The organism is Neisseria sp. P0014.S002 (assembly GCF_051958295.1).
Lineage (GTDB): Bacteria > Pseudomonadota > Gammaproteobacteria > Burkholderiales > Neisseriaceae > Neisseria > Neisseria flavescens_B.
Map to the genome: position 1 here is coordinate 160,507 of NZ_JBQCVO010000004.1, position 12,514 is coordinate 173,020.

12 protein-coding genes are annotated in these 12,514 nt (G+C 49.3%); 5 read left to right on the forward strand and 7 right to left on the reverse strand.

What is annotated here, in order from left to right; all coding sequences use genetic code 11:
* Nucleotides 1-53: 53 nt before the first annotated feature.
* Both ACTHSX_RS06185 and ACTHSX_RS06190 read right to left on the reverse strand, forming a co-directional pair.
* Complete coding sequence (locus tag ACTHSX_RS06185; RefSeq protein ID WP_440377115.1) at nucleotides 54-920, reverse strand: ATP-binding protein; 867 nt, start codon at nucleotides 918-920, stop codon at nucleotides 54-56.
* A gap of 16 nt (nucleotides 921-936) precedes the next feature.
* Nucleotides 937-1,551: a riboflavin synthase subunit alpha gene (locus ACTHSX_RS06190; protein WP_314597066.1), complete on the reverse strand. Its 615-nt coding sequence runs from the start codon at nucleotides 1,549-1,551 to the stop codon at nucleotides 937-939.
* A gap of 125 nt (nucleotides 1,552-1,676) precedes the next feature.
* On the opposite strand from ACTHSX_RS06190, the gene ACTHSX_RS06195 reads away from it, so the two are divergent.
* The 3 genes from ACTHSX_RS06195 to ACTHSX_RS06205 all read left to right on the forward strand — a co-directional run bounded on the left by ACTHSX_RS06195 (nucleotide 1,677) and on the right by ACTHSX_RS06205 (nucleotide 4,047).
* Nucleotides 1,677-2,522: a 23S rRNA (adenine(2030)-N(6))-methyltransferase RlmJ gene (locus ACTHSX_RS06195; protein WP_440377116.1), complete on the forward strand. Its 846-nt coding sequence runs from the start codon at nucleotides 1,677-1,679 to the stop codon at nucleotides 2,520-2,522.
* Between the two features lie 129 nt (nucleotides 2,523-2,651).
* A complete protein-coding gene (locus ACTHSX_RS06200; RefSeq protein WP_311457936.1) occupies nucleotides 2,652-3,005 on the forward strand; it encodes a hypothetical protein in 354 nt (117 codons plus the stop codon).
* A 67-nt stretch (nucleotides 3,006-3,072) separates the two neighbouring features.
* Nucleotides 3,073-4,047, forward strand: a complete 975-nt coding sequence (locus ACTHSX_RS06205) for a class 1 fructose-bisphosphatase (RefSeq protein ID WP_440377117.1) — start codon at nucleotides 3,073-3,075, stop codon at nucleotides 4,045-4,047.
* 143 nt (nucleotides 4,048-4,190) lie between these two features.
* Here the strand turns inward: ACTHSX_RS06205 and waaF are convergent, their stop codons facing one another.
* The 3 genes from waaF to guaB all read right to left on the reverse strand — a co-directional run bounded on the left by waaF (nucleotide 4,191) and on the right by guaB (nucleotide 7,573).
* The gene (gene waaF / locus ACTHSX_RS06210; RefSeq protein WP_440377118.1) at nucleotides 4,191-5,210 is read right to left on the reverse strand and encodes a lipopolysaccharide heptosyltransferase II; all 1,020 of its coding nucleotides are present in this window, start codon (nucleotides 5,208-5,210) and stop codon (nucleotides 4,191-4,193) included.
* A gap of 66 nt (nucleotides 5,211-5,276) precedes the next feature.
* Complete coding sequence (locus tag ACTHSX_RS06215) at nucleotides 5,277-6,044, reverse strand: energy transducer TonB (protein ID WP_440377119.1); 768 nt, start codon at nucleotides 6,042-6,044, stop codon at nucleotides 5,277-5,279.
* A gap of 65 nt (nucleotides 6,045-6,109) precedes the next feature.
* On the reverse strand, nucleotides 6,110-7,573 hold the full coding sequence (gene guaB / locus ACTHSX_RS06220) for an IMP dehydrogenase (protein WP_003678893.1): 1,464 nt from the start codon (nucleotides 7,571-7,573) through the stop codon (nucleotides 6,110-6,112).
* A 189-nt stretch (nucleotides 7,574-7,762) separates the two neighbouring features.
* On the opposite strand from guaB, the gene ACTHSX_RS06225 reads away from it, so the two are divergent.
* Entirely contained in the window at nucleotides 7,763-8,188 is a 426-nt protein-coding gene (locus tag ACTHSX_RS06225; protein WP_070712610.1) for a DUF4124 domain-containing protein, read from the forward strand.
* A 70-nt stretch (nucleotides 8,189-8,258) separates the two neighbouring features.
* Here the strand turns inward: ACTHSX_RS06225 and ACTHSX_RS06230 are convergent, their stop codons facing one another.
* The gene (locus ACTHSX_RS06230; protein ID WP_188209555.1) at nucleotides 8,259-9,587 is read right to left on the reverse strand and encodes an anaerobic C4-dicarboxylate transporter family protein; all 1,329 of its coding nucleotides are present in this window, start codon (nucleotides 9,585-9,587) and stop codon (nucleotides 8,259-8,261) included.
* Nucleotides 9,588-9,810: 223 nt separating this feature from the next.
* Entirely contained in the window at nucleotides 9,811-11,385 is a 1,575-nt protein-coding gene (locus tag ACTHSX_RS06235; protein WP_440377120.1) for a glycosyltransferase family 2 protein, read from the reverse strand.
* 83 nt (nucleotides 11,386-11,468) lie between these two features.
* Between ACTHSX_RS06235 and ACTHSX_RS06240 the strand changes: the two genes are divergently transcribed.
* Nucleotides 11,469-12,434: a tRNA dihydrouridine synthase gene (locus ACTHSX_RS06240; protein WP_440377121.1), complete on the forward strand. Its 966-nt coding sequence runs from the start codon at nucleotides 11,469-11,471 to the stop codon at nucleotides 12,432-12,434.
* The last annotated feature ends 80 nt before the right edge of the window (nucleotides 12,435-12,514 follow it).

Consider the following 12,514-nt stretch of genomic DNA (forward strand, 5'->3'; position numbering starts at 1 on the left):
AATACAAAAAGGCCGTCTGAAACCATATTCAGACGGCCTTTACTTTTTCAGCCTTAATCCAGCACTCTTTCATCCGGCAAGCGACCCGCCCAGTCGCAGGCAAACTGCCATGCCGAGCGGCCTGAGCGGCTGCCGCGCATTTGCGCCCATTGCAACGCAGCGCGCCGCGCCGTATCGTCAAAAGGCACATTGAAATCGTCCAACCAGTTCGCCACGGCAGTCAAATAATCGTTTTGATCGAAAGGATAAAAACTCAGCCATAAGCCGAAGCGGTCGGAAAGGGAGATTTTCTCCTCGACGGCCTCTTTCTGATGGATTTCTCCGCGAGTGCCCGTAGTACCGCCGTTTTCATCCATGTATTCGGGAATCAAATGACGGCGGTTGGAAGTGGCATAAACCAAAACATTGGTGCATCGTTGCGACAGTCCGCCGTCTAAAGCAGTTTTCAAGGCTTTATAGGTTTCATCGCCGGTTTCAAACGACAAATCATCGCAGAAAACGATAAATTTCTCGGGACGTTCGGACAACAGCGTCAATAAAGCCGGCAAGCTGATCAAATCGCTTTTATCCACCTCAATCAGTCGCAGGCCGCGTTCGGCGTATTCGTGCAACAACGCTTTAACCAAGGAGGATTTACCCGTACCGCGCGCGCCGGTCATCAAGACATTATTTGCAGGACGGCCTGCCAAAAATTGCTCGGTATTGCGTTTCAGCCTGTCGGTTTGCGAACCGACTGCCGCCAATCTGCTCAAAGGAAAGGTATGCGGACGCGGCAGGCTTTCCAAAATACCTTTTTTGCCCACGCTGTGCCAACGGTAGGCCAAAGCGTGCCAGTCGGTTTTACCGGCTTCGTCAGGCAGGATTAAATCAAGACGGTTTAAAACGGAATTAGCTTTTTTCAAAAAATTGGATAATTTCATTTCGGCTTTCTTTTTTTCAGACGGCCTTTTGAGCCAATACACGCATCACGGTATCGACAACGGCTTGGGTTTGCGGATCAATTTCAATATTGATGAGGTCGCCTTCTTTGCGGCTGCCAAACAGGGTACGCTCCAAAGTCTCCGGAATCAGGTGTACGCAAAATTCGCTATCGCTGACCTCGCCTATGGTCAGGCTGCAACCGTCCAAACCAACAAAGCCTTTGGTCAGGATGTAGGGCTTGAGGTTTCCCGGCAGCTCAAACCAAACGGTACGGTTGAACTCGCTGGATTCGATACGGGAAATTCGGGTAACCGCCATCACATGGCCGCTCATCACATGACCGCCGATTTCGTCGCCAAACCGCGCCGCGCGTTCCAAATTGACACTGTCGCCGACTTTCAAGCTGCCGAGATTAGTTTTGCGTAAGGTTTCGTCCATCAAATCGAAGCTGACTTTGTTACCGTCGATTCGGGTAATGGTCAGGCAGCAGCCGTTGTTGGCAACAGAGGCGCCGGTTTGCAGATTGTCGGCGATTTCGGGGGGCAGCTCGACAGTGTGGGTACGAAAGTCGGGCGAAGGTTGGGCAATGTCTGTAATTTTGCCCATGCCTTGTACGATGCCTGTAAACATGATGTCTTCTTTCCGATGGTACGATAAGGCGGATATTGTAGCATTTTCCAGGCACAAAGGCCGTCTGAAAGCAGTGATGGCGATGGTTTGGGGTATAATCGGATTTTTATTTCCGCAGCCCGATCATGCTCAGCTACCGCCACGCCTTCCATGCCGGCAACCATGCCGATATGCTCAAGCACTTTACCCTCTTCCTCGTCCTCGAATATTTCAACCGCAAAGACAAACCTTATTGGTATATCGATACGCACAGTGGTGCCGGTTTGTATGATTTGAGCGGCGATGAAGCGCAAAAAGTCGGCGAATACAAACAAGGCATTGCGCTCTTGGAACAAGCTGACAAGCTGCCTGCCGAATTGGCCGAATTTGTGGGCCGTCTGAAACAAATACTGCCGCAAGACAACCTTTACTGCGGCTCGCCTTGGCTGGCACAGGCACTCACGCGCGACAGCGACAAAATGCGCCTCTTTGAGCTGCACCCTGCCGATTTTGTCCATTTGCAAAACAATATGCGTGAAGTCCGTCCTGCGCGTAAAGCACAGGTCAGCCAAGCGGACGGTTATCAAGGTTTGATTTCACTCTTGCCTCCTCCTCCGCGCCGCACCGCCGTCTTGATTGATCCGCCCTACGAAGAAAAACAAGACTACCGCCGTGTCGTCCAAGTTTTGAAAGATGCCTTGAAACGCTTTGAAACCGGCTGCTACATGGTTTGGTATCCCTGCCTGAGCCGTGAAGAAAGCCGCAAACTGCCGGACGAACTCAAAAAAATCGCTCCCGACAATTATCTGCACGCCGAGCTCCATGTCCATACGCCGCGCAGTGACGGTTTCGGTATGCACGGCAGCGGCATGTTCGTCATCAATCCGCCCTATATGCTTGCCGAACAGTTGCAAAACAATCTGCCCGAACTTTCCAAAATTTTGGCGCAAGATGCCGGCGCGCATTATGTATTGGAAAGCAAAACGAAATAAATGCTGCCGTCTGAACGTATACCCAAGCACTTTGATTTTGCCGCCATACCCGTTCAGACGGCCTTAACCCTTTATACTTAAGCCTTTTTCCACTACAATTCACAACATAACAATTAACGGCCGTCCCTCATGAATATACGCACACCCCTAGCCTGCACGCTCCTGCTTTGCGCGTGCAGCGAATCAGCAAAAAACGAATTTAAAGAAGAATTTACACAAAGTTTCCGCACCGAATTTGTCCGCTCGGCAACCGAAGCCTGCGTAGAAAAAGCTTCCGGAAAAAGCCCGTTTGATTCCGCGACCACTGAAAAAATTTGCCGCTGCATCGGTGAAAAAACAGTCGACCAAATCAATCCTGAAGAAGCAACCTCGCTTTTGGGCGGTAGCGACTCCATGAGCGACGAGCTGAAAAAACGCATCAAAGACACCAGCATCGCCTGCACTAAAGAAGTTTTAGGTATGGCCGACAGCAAAACCAAATGAACACGCCGTTTTCAGACGGCCTGAAATTGAAAAATACCCGATTCAAACTTAGGAAAAGAGTGAAACCATGAATACACTGAACCAATTCTTAGCCCAACACCTGCCCAAACACAAACTGCCGCAAGAGCTGGCCAGCGTATTGGAATCCGTGGCTACCGCCTGTTTGGACATCAACGCCAAAGTCCGCCTCGGCGCGCTTTCCGGCGTTTTGGGCATGGCAGGTACCGGCAACATCCAAGGCGAAGACCAAAAGAAACTTGACGTCATCGCCAACAACATCATGATTGATGTTTTAAAAGCCAATGCCAACATCGCAGGCCTTGCCAGCGAAGAAGAAGACACCTATGTCGCCACACACGAAAACGGCGGCTATTTGGTATTGTTTGATCCGCTGGACGGCTCTTCCAATATCGACGTCAACATCTCCGTCGGCACCATCTTCTCCATTTTGGCGAAACCTGAAGGCGCATTGACTACCGAGTCCTTCCTACAAAAAGGCCGCGACCAAGTGGCTGCAGGTTATGTTTTATACGGTCCGCAAACCCAACTGGTACTGACTGTCGGTCATGGCGTGTTCGTCTTCACTTTGGACGATGCCAACCAATTCCTGCTAACCAAAGAAAATCCGCGCGTGCCGGAATCCACTAAAGAATTCGCCATCAATATGTCCAACCAAAGACATTGGTTCGCCCCTGTTCAACAATACATTGACGAATTGCTGGCAGGCGAAACCGGCGTACGCGGAAAAAACTACAATATGCGCTGGGTAGCCAGCATGGTTGCCGAAATCCACCGCATCCTGATGCGCGGCGGCGTATTCATGTATCCGCAAGACAAACGCGACCCATCCAAACCGGGCAAACTGCGCCTGATGTACGAAGCCAACCCGATGAGCCTGCTTATGGAACAGGCCGGCGGCGCATCAAACAATGCCATCGAAGCCATGCTCGACATCCAACCTACCGGCCTGCACCAACGTGTTGCCGTATTCATGGGCAGCCGCGAAGAAGTGGAATACGTTTATAATCTGCATCAAAAATAATCAGATGTATTCATTTCAAACCCCAAAAGGCCGTCTGAAATATGATTTTCAGACGGCCTTTTATTAAAAAATAAAAGAAACGAAAAACCAAAAGGGCAGATTCAAATCCGCCCTTAGCTGTTTCCCATCTAATCTTTATTGGATTACGCCGAACGAGCCAGCTCTTCCGCCGCTTTTTGTACCCTATCCGGCGTCAGCTTGTTCAAACAATCCGTATGCCCCAACGGACATTCGCGTTTGAAACAAGGCGAGCAATCCAAATTCAAACTGACGATTTTTGCCTTTTGGCTTAGAGGCGGCGTATGGTCAGGGCTGGATGAGCCGTAAACTGCAACCAATTTCCGATCAAGCGCGGCCGCAAGGTGCATCAGACCGCTGTCGTTACACACGACCGTATCGGCGCAAGACAACAAATCAATCGCCTCCGAAAGATTGGTTTTACCGCAAAGATTGGTGCACAGGCCGTCTGAAAGCCGGTTGATTTCATCTGCAATATCAAAATCTTTTTGCGAACCAAACAGCCAAACCTGCCAACCCTCGGCCAAATAGCGGCGGCCGAGTTCTGCGAAATGACGCGCAGGCCAACGCTTGGCCGGACCATATTCCGCACCGGGACAAAATGCCAAAATCGGTTTATCCGCCGCCAAACCATGTTTTGCCAAAGCGGCTTGACGGCTTTCAGGATCAATCGTGAAACAGGGATTATCGGAATGCCCGTTAAAATCCGCTTGGGTCGGATGCGCCAGCGCAGTATAGCGGTCGACCATCAGAGGCAACGCGGCCTTATCCAACTTGCGGATATCGTTAAGCAAAAAATAGCGCGATTCGCCGACGTAGCCCGTACGCTGCTTAATGCCCGTAGCCAAGGCAATAATGGCGGATTTGAGCGAACCGGGCAAAACAATCACTTGATCATAGCCTTCTTTTCCCAATTCACGCCCGATACGCCAGCGTTTTTTCAATTCCAATGCACCATGTCCAAAAGGGTTTTCCATCACACGGTTGATTTCAGGCATACGCTCAAATACGGCCATCGACCATTTGGGTGCAAAAGCATCAATGGTGCAGCTGGGATGTAGCTCATGCAAACGGCGATAAAGCGGTTGGGTCATGACGCAGTCGCCAATCCAGCTTGGGGTAATAATCAGGATTTTTTTGGACATAATGGAATGTGTTTTTAATTTTGGCTTATTGTAATACGATTTTTAAAAGGCCGTCTGAAACTCAGTTTAATCGCTCAGTTCAAAACGTATCAATTGATAATATCTAACATCTTCTCGAGATTTTTTGGAAACAGTTAATCCCCAAACAGCTCTACGTGCAGCAGTATCTAATCGTGAATAACCGCTGCTTTTAAAAATTTTTGCTGTATCAACCTTCCCTCCTGCTATATGTAACTCCAGAATGACAGAGCCCTCTTCTCCATTTTCTATTGATAGACTGGGATATCTTGGGGAAGGCACCTGTGCAATTTTCCTAAGCCACTGTTTCTCAGAAATAATAAAAAATTTGGCAACGCTAGGAATATTGACTTTAATGTTGGCCTGCTCCTCTGATACTTTATTCAAACAATCAAATAAAGGATCATCACTTGTTAAATCCAATGTAATATACGGATTGTCATTCCATTGTTTAAATCTATCAGGATCAATTGCTGCACATTTTTGTTCCTGCACTTCTCGCAATTTCTCGTGATATCCTTCCAAGGTATGAGCATAAACCCACTGAGGTTTGATTTGTTTAAATGAAGCAATTTTCTGTTTTGCCAATTTCATAAACTTAGAAGAAACTTTACCCTCCTCCCTCCATACTGCTTTACCAACCTTACCAGTTTCATCAACAGGTACAATAGCCCAAACAAACCCTTTTTGCACCTCAACAGGTATACTCTGAATTTTCAACACCCTAGGCAGCCTTCTTCCCGATTCTTCAATAGACTCTGAAAATGCCAAGCCTGAAATACCAAGCATAACGGCGGCAAGCAATATTCTCTTCATTTTTAAAACCTTATAAAAACAGAAAGGCCGTCTGAAATATTTTCAGACGACCTTTTTATACTGGTTTAACGATGGTAGTTAGGCGCTTCTTTAGTGATTTGTACGTCGTGAACGTGAGATTCGCTCATACCGGCAGAAGTGATTTCCACAAATTCTGCTTTCTCGTGCATTTCAGCAATATTGGCGCAACCCAAATAACCCATGCTGGAGCGCAGACCGCCGGTCAGCTGGTGGATGATGTTCACAATCGGGCCTTTGTAAGGCACGCGGCCTTCGATGCCTTCAGGAACATATTTGTCTGTGCTGTCGGTTTTGTCTTGGAAGTAGCGGTCGGCAGAACCTTGACTCATCGCACCCAACGAACCCATGCCGCGGTAAGACTTGTAAGAGCGGCCTTGGTAGAGTTCGATTTCGCCCGGAGCTTCTTCCGTACCGGCAAACATACCGCCGAGCATGACGCTGTAGGCACCTGCTGCCAGAGCCTTGGCAATATCGCCGGAGAAGCGGATACCGCCGTCGGCAATCAGGGGAACGCCTGTACCTTTCAAGGCTTCGGAAACATTGTGAATCGCAGTTAGTTGAGGCACGCCCACACCGGCCACGATACGGGTTGTACAAATCGAGCCCGGGCCGATACCGACTTTAACGGCATCCGCACCTGCAGCCACCAAATCCAAAGCAGCTTTAGCAGTCGCGATGTTGCCGCCGATGACTTGGATGTGCGGATAGGTTTCTTTGACCCAGCGCACGCGATCGATAACGCCTTGGCTATGGCCGTGGGCAGTATCGACCACAATCACGTCCACACCGGCTTCCACCAATGCTTTGACGCGCTCTTCGGTATCGCCGCCGGTACCTACCGCGGCACCGACGCGCAGACGGCCTTCGGCATCTTTGTTGGCATTAGGGAATTCGGTTGTTTTCAGAATATCTTTAACTGTAATCAGACCTTTGAGTTCATCTTGGTCGTTCAACACCAAAACGCGCTCAACTTTGTGCGCATGCATGATTTCGCGGGCTTCATCAATGCTGGTACCTTCAGGAACGGTAACCAAACGGTCGCGGGGGGTCATGATGGCAGAAACCGGCAGATCGACACGGTTTTCAAAACGCAGGTCGCGGTTGGTCACGATACCGACCACTTTGCCGTTTTCAACAACAGGCAGACCGGACATTTTGCGTTTGCGTTGTGCGCGCATTTCCAAGACTTCGCGGATCAATGCGGTCGGCGCAACGGTAACGGGATCTTTCACCACGCCGCTCTCATGGCGCTTCACTTTGGAAACGGCACGCGCTTGCAACTCCGGCGTCATGTTTTTATGGATAATACCGATACCGCCTTCTTGAGCCATAGAAATGGCCAGACGCGCTTCGGTAACGGTATCCATTGCAGCAGAAAGTAGAGGGAGGTTGAGCGTGATATCGCGGGTGAGTTTGGTTTGAAGTTTGACATCTCGAGGCAGCACGTTTGAGTGCGCTGGAACCAACAAAACGTCGTCGAAAGTATAGGCTTTTTCTACAATACGCATGATGCTCGGTCTTTCAGTTTGTGCGAGATGCACGGCATTATATCACACCGGCTTGATGCTAACATTGGCAATACATGTTTTAACGTTATTTTTTTACATGATTTGATCTGCGGTACAAAAATATGCCAACGCATTGCAGTTTCAAGTAAAATAGGTTGGATGAGAACATCATTTACATAAGGGAAACCCATGAAATCTTCCGTACTCAAAACCTGTCTGACAGCAGCCCTTCTCTCTTCCGCCGCCCTGACCGGCGCAGCCGAGGTTTACACTTGGAAAGGCGCATCGGGCAACAGCTATTCCGATACGCCAAACCGTCTGCAACCGAAGCGTTCCGGTGTGGTCAACATCCGCACGCACAACGTCAAACCTGCCGTTGCGCCTGCTGTTGCGGCATCTGAGCCGGTTGCCGAGCAGCCTAATGAGCAGGTTGCGGAACAAAACAAACAAATCGAAGAGCGCAATAAAAAAATCGAAGAGCAAAACCGCCAAAACAAGCTGGAAAACTGCAAAATCGCCAAAATCAACCGTCAAGTCGCCGAAAGCGCACGCTTGGCCAATCGCGACAGCCTGATTAAACAATACCAAAACGACGTCAACAAATACTGCAATTAAGCTCTCGAATCACAATATCAAAAAGGCCGTCTGAAATTAAATTTCAGACGGCCTTTTATTTTTCAGCCTATCAATAATACAGTTGAACCAACAACAAACCGAAAGCCAGACTAAATGCCATACTTAACAAGCCTGGAATCATGAAGCTGTGGTTGAAGATGAATTTGCCGATTTTGGTCGAGCCGGTTGTATCGAAGTCAATAGCGGCAATAATCGGACCGTAGTTCGGAATAAAGAAATAGCCGTTTACCGCAACGAATGTGCCGATAATGATGGGCGCAGGAATACCCAGTTTGATGGCGATCGGGAACAGCGTCGCCACTGTCGCGCCTTGGCTGTTGACCAATACCGATAAGACAAACAGAGCAAAGGCAAAGGTCCACGGTGCAGATTCGACCAAATGGCTGACGGTCGATTCCACTTCTGTTAAGTGACCGTTCATCAAGGTATCGCCCAACCAAGCCACGCCAAACACCGCAATCACGGCACGCATACCGGCATGGAATACCGAACCTCGGGTAATCGCATCGCCATTGGGTTTACACGCCAAGATAATCAGCGCAGAAGCAGACAACATCACGATTTCAATCGTATGCGCCATACCCATAGGCTTGATCGCGCCATCGTGTTCAAAAGCCGGACGCAACTCAGGCAGCGCACCCATCACGACCACCAGCAATGCCGCAGTCAAGAAAATACCGACCGACAATTTGGCTTTCGGCGAAATGGCGACATCGGTTTGTTGCTCCTCCACATCGATGTATTCTTTCACATAGTTCGGGTCTTTCAGCAAAGCCTGATAATGCGGATCGTCTTTCAATTCTTTGCCCAATTTGTTTACGAACACGCAAGCCAAACCGATACCCAAAATCGTGGAGGGAACGGTAACTTTCAACACGTCCGCCATTGTAATGTGTTGCGGCTCAAGCATGGTGACGCAGGCAACAACGGCTGCGGCAATCGGGCTGGCGACAATCGCAAATTGGGAAGCGATAACCGCCATCGTCAGCGGACGGGAAGGACGGATGCCATTGCGACGGCTGACTTCGGCAATCACAGGCAAGACCGAATAAGCCACATGGCCCGTACCTGCCAAGACGGTAAAGGTGTAAGTTACCGCCGGCGCGATAAAGGTGATGTATTTCGGATTGCGGTGCAACACGCGCGTGGCAATCTTAATCATATAGTCCAAACCGCCGCTGGCCTGCATGGCCGCCGCGGCAGACACTACCGCCATAATCATCAGCATCACATCAATCGGCGGGCTGGTCGGCTGAAGATGGAAACCAAAAGACAATACGGCCAAACCGATACCGCCGAGCACGCCCAAACCAATCCCACCAACCTGCGCACCAATCAGGATACACAGCAGCACAATGGCAAACTGGATAAAAAACATAGTTGACATCACAACTCCCAAAATCCGGCCTTGACCGAAATAAAATTACAAATAGTTAGATTATAGAGTAAACCCTCTTCCCTAACTATACTTTACCTAATTATACATACCAATCTACATCAAATAAATAATATTCTCATTTAACCAATAGACACATTAAAAGCACAAAAGAGGCCGTCTGAAGATTTTCAGACGGCCTCTATGGTTTAAAAAGATGATACGGCTATTTTCCGGCTACTTCTTCATCTTTTATAAAATCTGATACGCCATGAACACAGCGGATTTTACGTTCCGACAAAGTTGCCTCCAACAAGGCATCGTTTTGCGGTAAGGAATCACGCTCCGCCTCATTGTGCCAGAGGTGGTACGCAATGCCGGCAAATTTCAAATTATGGCGTTTCATCCCGTTATGATAGCAACGGGCGACAAATTCGCTGTCTTCCCTGCCCCAACCGACAAAGCTATTGTCAAACCCATTGACGGCAAGCGCATCGCTGCGGAAAAAGCCCATATTGCAAGTTTTGATGCCTTTATGTTTGCGGTTGCCTTTTCGGCCTGCCAATTTGGCCAAACAACGGCAGCGCAAGGCGGAAAGCCGTTTTTCTATCCCCGAGCTGAACATAGACAAGGCAGGTAAATCGCCTTCGTCCAAAATATCCTGCGTTTTATCCTCAGTCAAAATCACGCGGGAGCCCTGTATCAGACGGCCTTTGCGGGCGATCTTCAAATGATCGGCGATAAAAGACGGATCCAAAACCATATCGCCGTCAATCAACACAATATAATCGCTTTTCGCCTGCGCCAGCGCACGGTTGCGCGATTCGGCGGCACGAAAGCCCCTATCCGGCTGCCATGAATGCTTAACAGGAATGCTTGTCCTACGGCGGATAAAATCAACCACTTCGGCGGTTTCCTGCCTTGAGCCGTCATCCGCAACAATAATTTCATCCGGCAGACGGGTTTGCGATAAAGCCGATTTCAACACCAGCTCCAAAGCATCGGGGCGGTTGTAGGTGGTGATGATGAGGGAGACGGTTATCGTGCGGTTGCGCTCGTAGAGTTTGACATATTTGTAATACGAACCTTGTGCGTTAGAAACTGAAATCGTCAGCCCGTCCGCCCCATAGGCAAAACCGCGCTTGAGCAGGTAATTTTTCATAAACGATACGCCGCCATGCAGCAAAGCCTTAAACGGCGAACTGTCTTTCTTAAAGCGGTTTTCTTCCGCATACAGCGAGCTGTACTGCTGCATTTTCTGAATCAGCCCTTCGGCATTTTCAAAAGAATAATGTTTCAGACGGCCATCAAGTTGTTTAACCTTGGCTTCCTGCGGCAACACCAAAGACTCATGCACCTGACGGTCGGAAAAACGGGTAAATCTGCGATGATAAAGGCGCGGAATAATATCCGGATACCAGCCGCAGCCTTTAATCAGTCTGCCGTGGTAATGGTTCAGACGGGAAAGCGAAAAAATATGTTCCTTCTCATTTTCCAAAACGGCCGTACGAATCGATTCGATTAAAGTCTCATCCGCCACTTCATCGCTGTCTATGCTGAAAATCCAATCGTTTTGCGCCAGTCTGGCCGCCAGATTTTTCATCGGGCCAAATCCGATAAAGTCATGCTTGTAATAGCTGACATTGGAAAAACCCTTGGCAATTTCAAAAGTACGGTCGGTCGAGCCGTTGTCCAACAGCAGGACTTCGTCAAAGTCTTTCAGCGCACTCAAAACTTCTGAAAGATAACGTTCTGAATTTTTTACCAACATGGCGGCGGTTGCCGGAATTGTGTGCATCATAAAAAGGCCGTCTGAAAAAGGAAGCTGTATTTTAACCGATATACCGCTACAATATGTCCTCCTTTTTTCAGACGGCCTGACTCATGCAGCTTATTCTTGCCCCCATGCAGGGGCTGGTGGACGATGTGATGCGCGACCTGTTGACGCGCATCGGCGGATTTGACGAATGCGTCAGCGAATTTGTCCGCATTACGCACACGGTCCACTCACGCGCCACTTGGCTTAAATATGTTCCCGAAATCGCCCATGCCAACCGCACGCCGACCGGCACGCCCTGTACTGTCCAGCTTTTGGGCAGCGATGCGGAAAACATGGCCGTCAATGCTTTGGAAGCCGTGCGTTTCGGTGCGGACAAAATCGACCTCAACTTCGGCTGCCCCGCGCCGACGGTCAATAAACACAAAGGCGGCGCGGTCTTGCTCAAAGAGCCCGACTTGATTTACCAAATCGTCCACACCCTGCGCCAACGCCTGCCGCAAAACATTCCGCTGACGGCAAAGATGCGGCTCGGTTATGAAAACAAAAATCTGGCATTGGAATGCGCTTCCGCGATTGAAAACGGCGGCGCATGCGCGTTGACCGTCCATGCGCGTACCAAAGTCGAAGGCTACGAACCGCCGGCACATTGGGAATGGGTGCGCAAAATCCGCGATGCAGTCAATATTCCCGTTACTGCCAACGGCGATGTGTTCAGCCTTCAAGACTATCTCGATATTAAAACTGTCAGCGGCTGCGACAGCGTGATGCTCGGACGCGGCGCCGTTATCCGTCCCGATTTGGCGCGACAAATCAAGCAATATGAAAACGGCGAAACAGTGAAAGACACCGACTTTGCCGAAGTCTCCTCATGGATAGTCCAATTCTTCGACTTGTGCCTTGCCAAAGAAGCCAACAACAAATATCCGGTTGCCCGTTTGAAACAATGGCTGGGCATGATGAAAAAAGAGTTTGAACAGGCGCAGATATTGTTTGACCGTATCCGCACCGTCAAAGAAGCGGATGAAGTGAAACAGATTCTGCTGTCGTTTGAACAAGAGATGCATTCATGATTTAAAAGGCCGAGACCTTTGCAAAATTCCTTTTCCCCAACAGCCGAAACCTAAATAAAGATTTTCGGCTGTTTTTGTTT

Bases quoted from the DNA above. Each gene is read 5' to 3' on its own strand.
- ACTHSX_RS06185 (WP_440377115.1), bottom strand. From the start codon at position 920: ATGAAATTATCCAATTTTTTGAAAAAAGCTAATTCCGTTTTAAACCGT.
- ACTHSX_RS06190 (WP_314597066.1), bottom strand. From the start codon at position 1,551: ATGTTTACAGGCATCGTACAAGGCATGGGCAAAATTACAGACATTGCC.
- ACTHSX_RS06195 (WP_440377116.1), top strand. From the start codon at position 1,677: ATGCTCAGCTACCGCCACGCCTTCCATGCCGGCAACCATGCCGATATG.
- ACTHSX_RS06200 (WP_311457936.1), top strand. From the start codon at position 2,652: ATGAATATACGCACACCCCTAGCCTGCACGCTCCTGCTTTGCGCGTGC.
- ACTHSX_RS06205 (WP_440377117.1), top strand. From the start codon at position 3,073: ATGAATACACTGAACCAATTCTTAGCCCAACACCTGCCCAAACACAAA.
- waaF (WP_440377118.1), bottom strand. From the start codon at position 5,210: ATGTCCAAAAAAATCCTGATTATTACCCCAAGCTGGATTGGCGACTGC.
- ACTHSX_RS06215 (WP_440377119.1), bottom strand. From the start codon at position 6,044: ATGAAGAGAATATTGCTTGCCGCCGTTATGCTTGGTATTTCAGGCTTG.
- guaB (WP_003678893.1), bottom strand. From the start codon at position 7,573: ATGCGTATTGTAGAAAAAGCCTATACTTTCGACGACGTTTTGTTGGTT.
- ACTHSX_RS06225 (WP_070712610.1), top strand. From the start codon at position 7,763: ATGAAATCTTCCGTACTCAAAACCTGTCTGACAGCAGCCCTTCTCTCT.
- ACTHSX_RS06230 (WP_188209555.1), bottom strand. From the start codon at position 9,587: ATGTTTTTTATCCAGTTTGCCATTGTGCTGCTGTGTATCCTGATTGGT.
- ACTHSX_RS06235 (WP_440377120.1), bottom strand. From the start codon at position 11,385: ATGATGCACACAATTCCGGCAACCGCCGCCATGTTGGTAAAAAATTCA.
- ACTHSX_RS06240 (WP_440377121.1), top strand. From the start codon at position 11,469: ATGCAGCTTATTCTTGCCCCCATGCAGGGGCTGGTGGACGATGTGATG.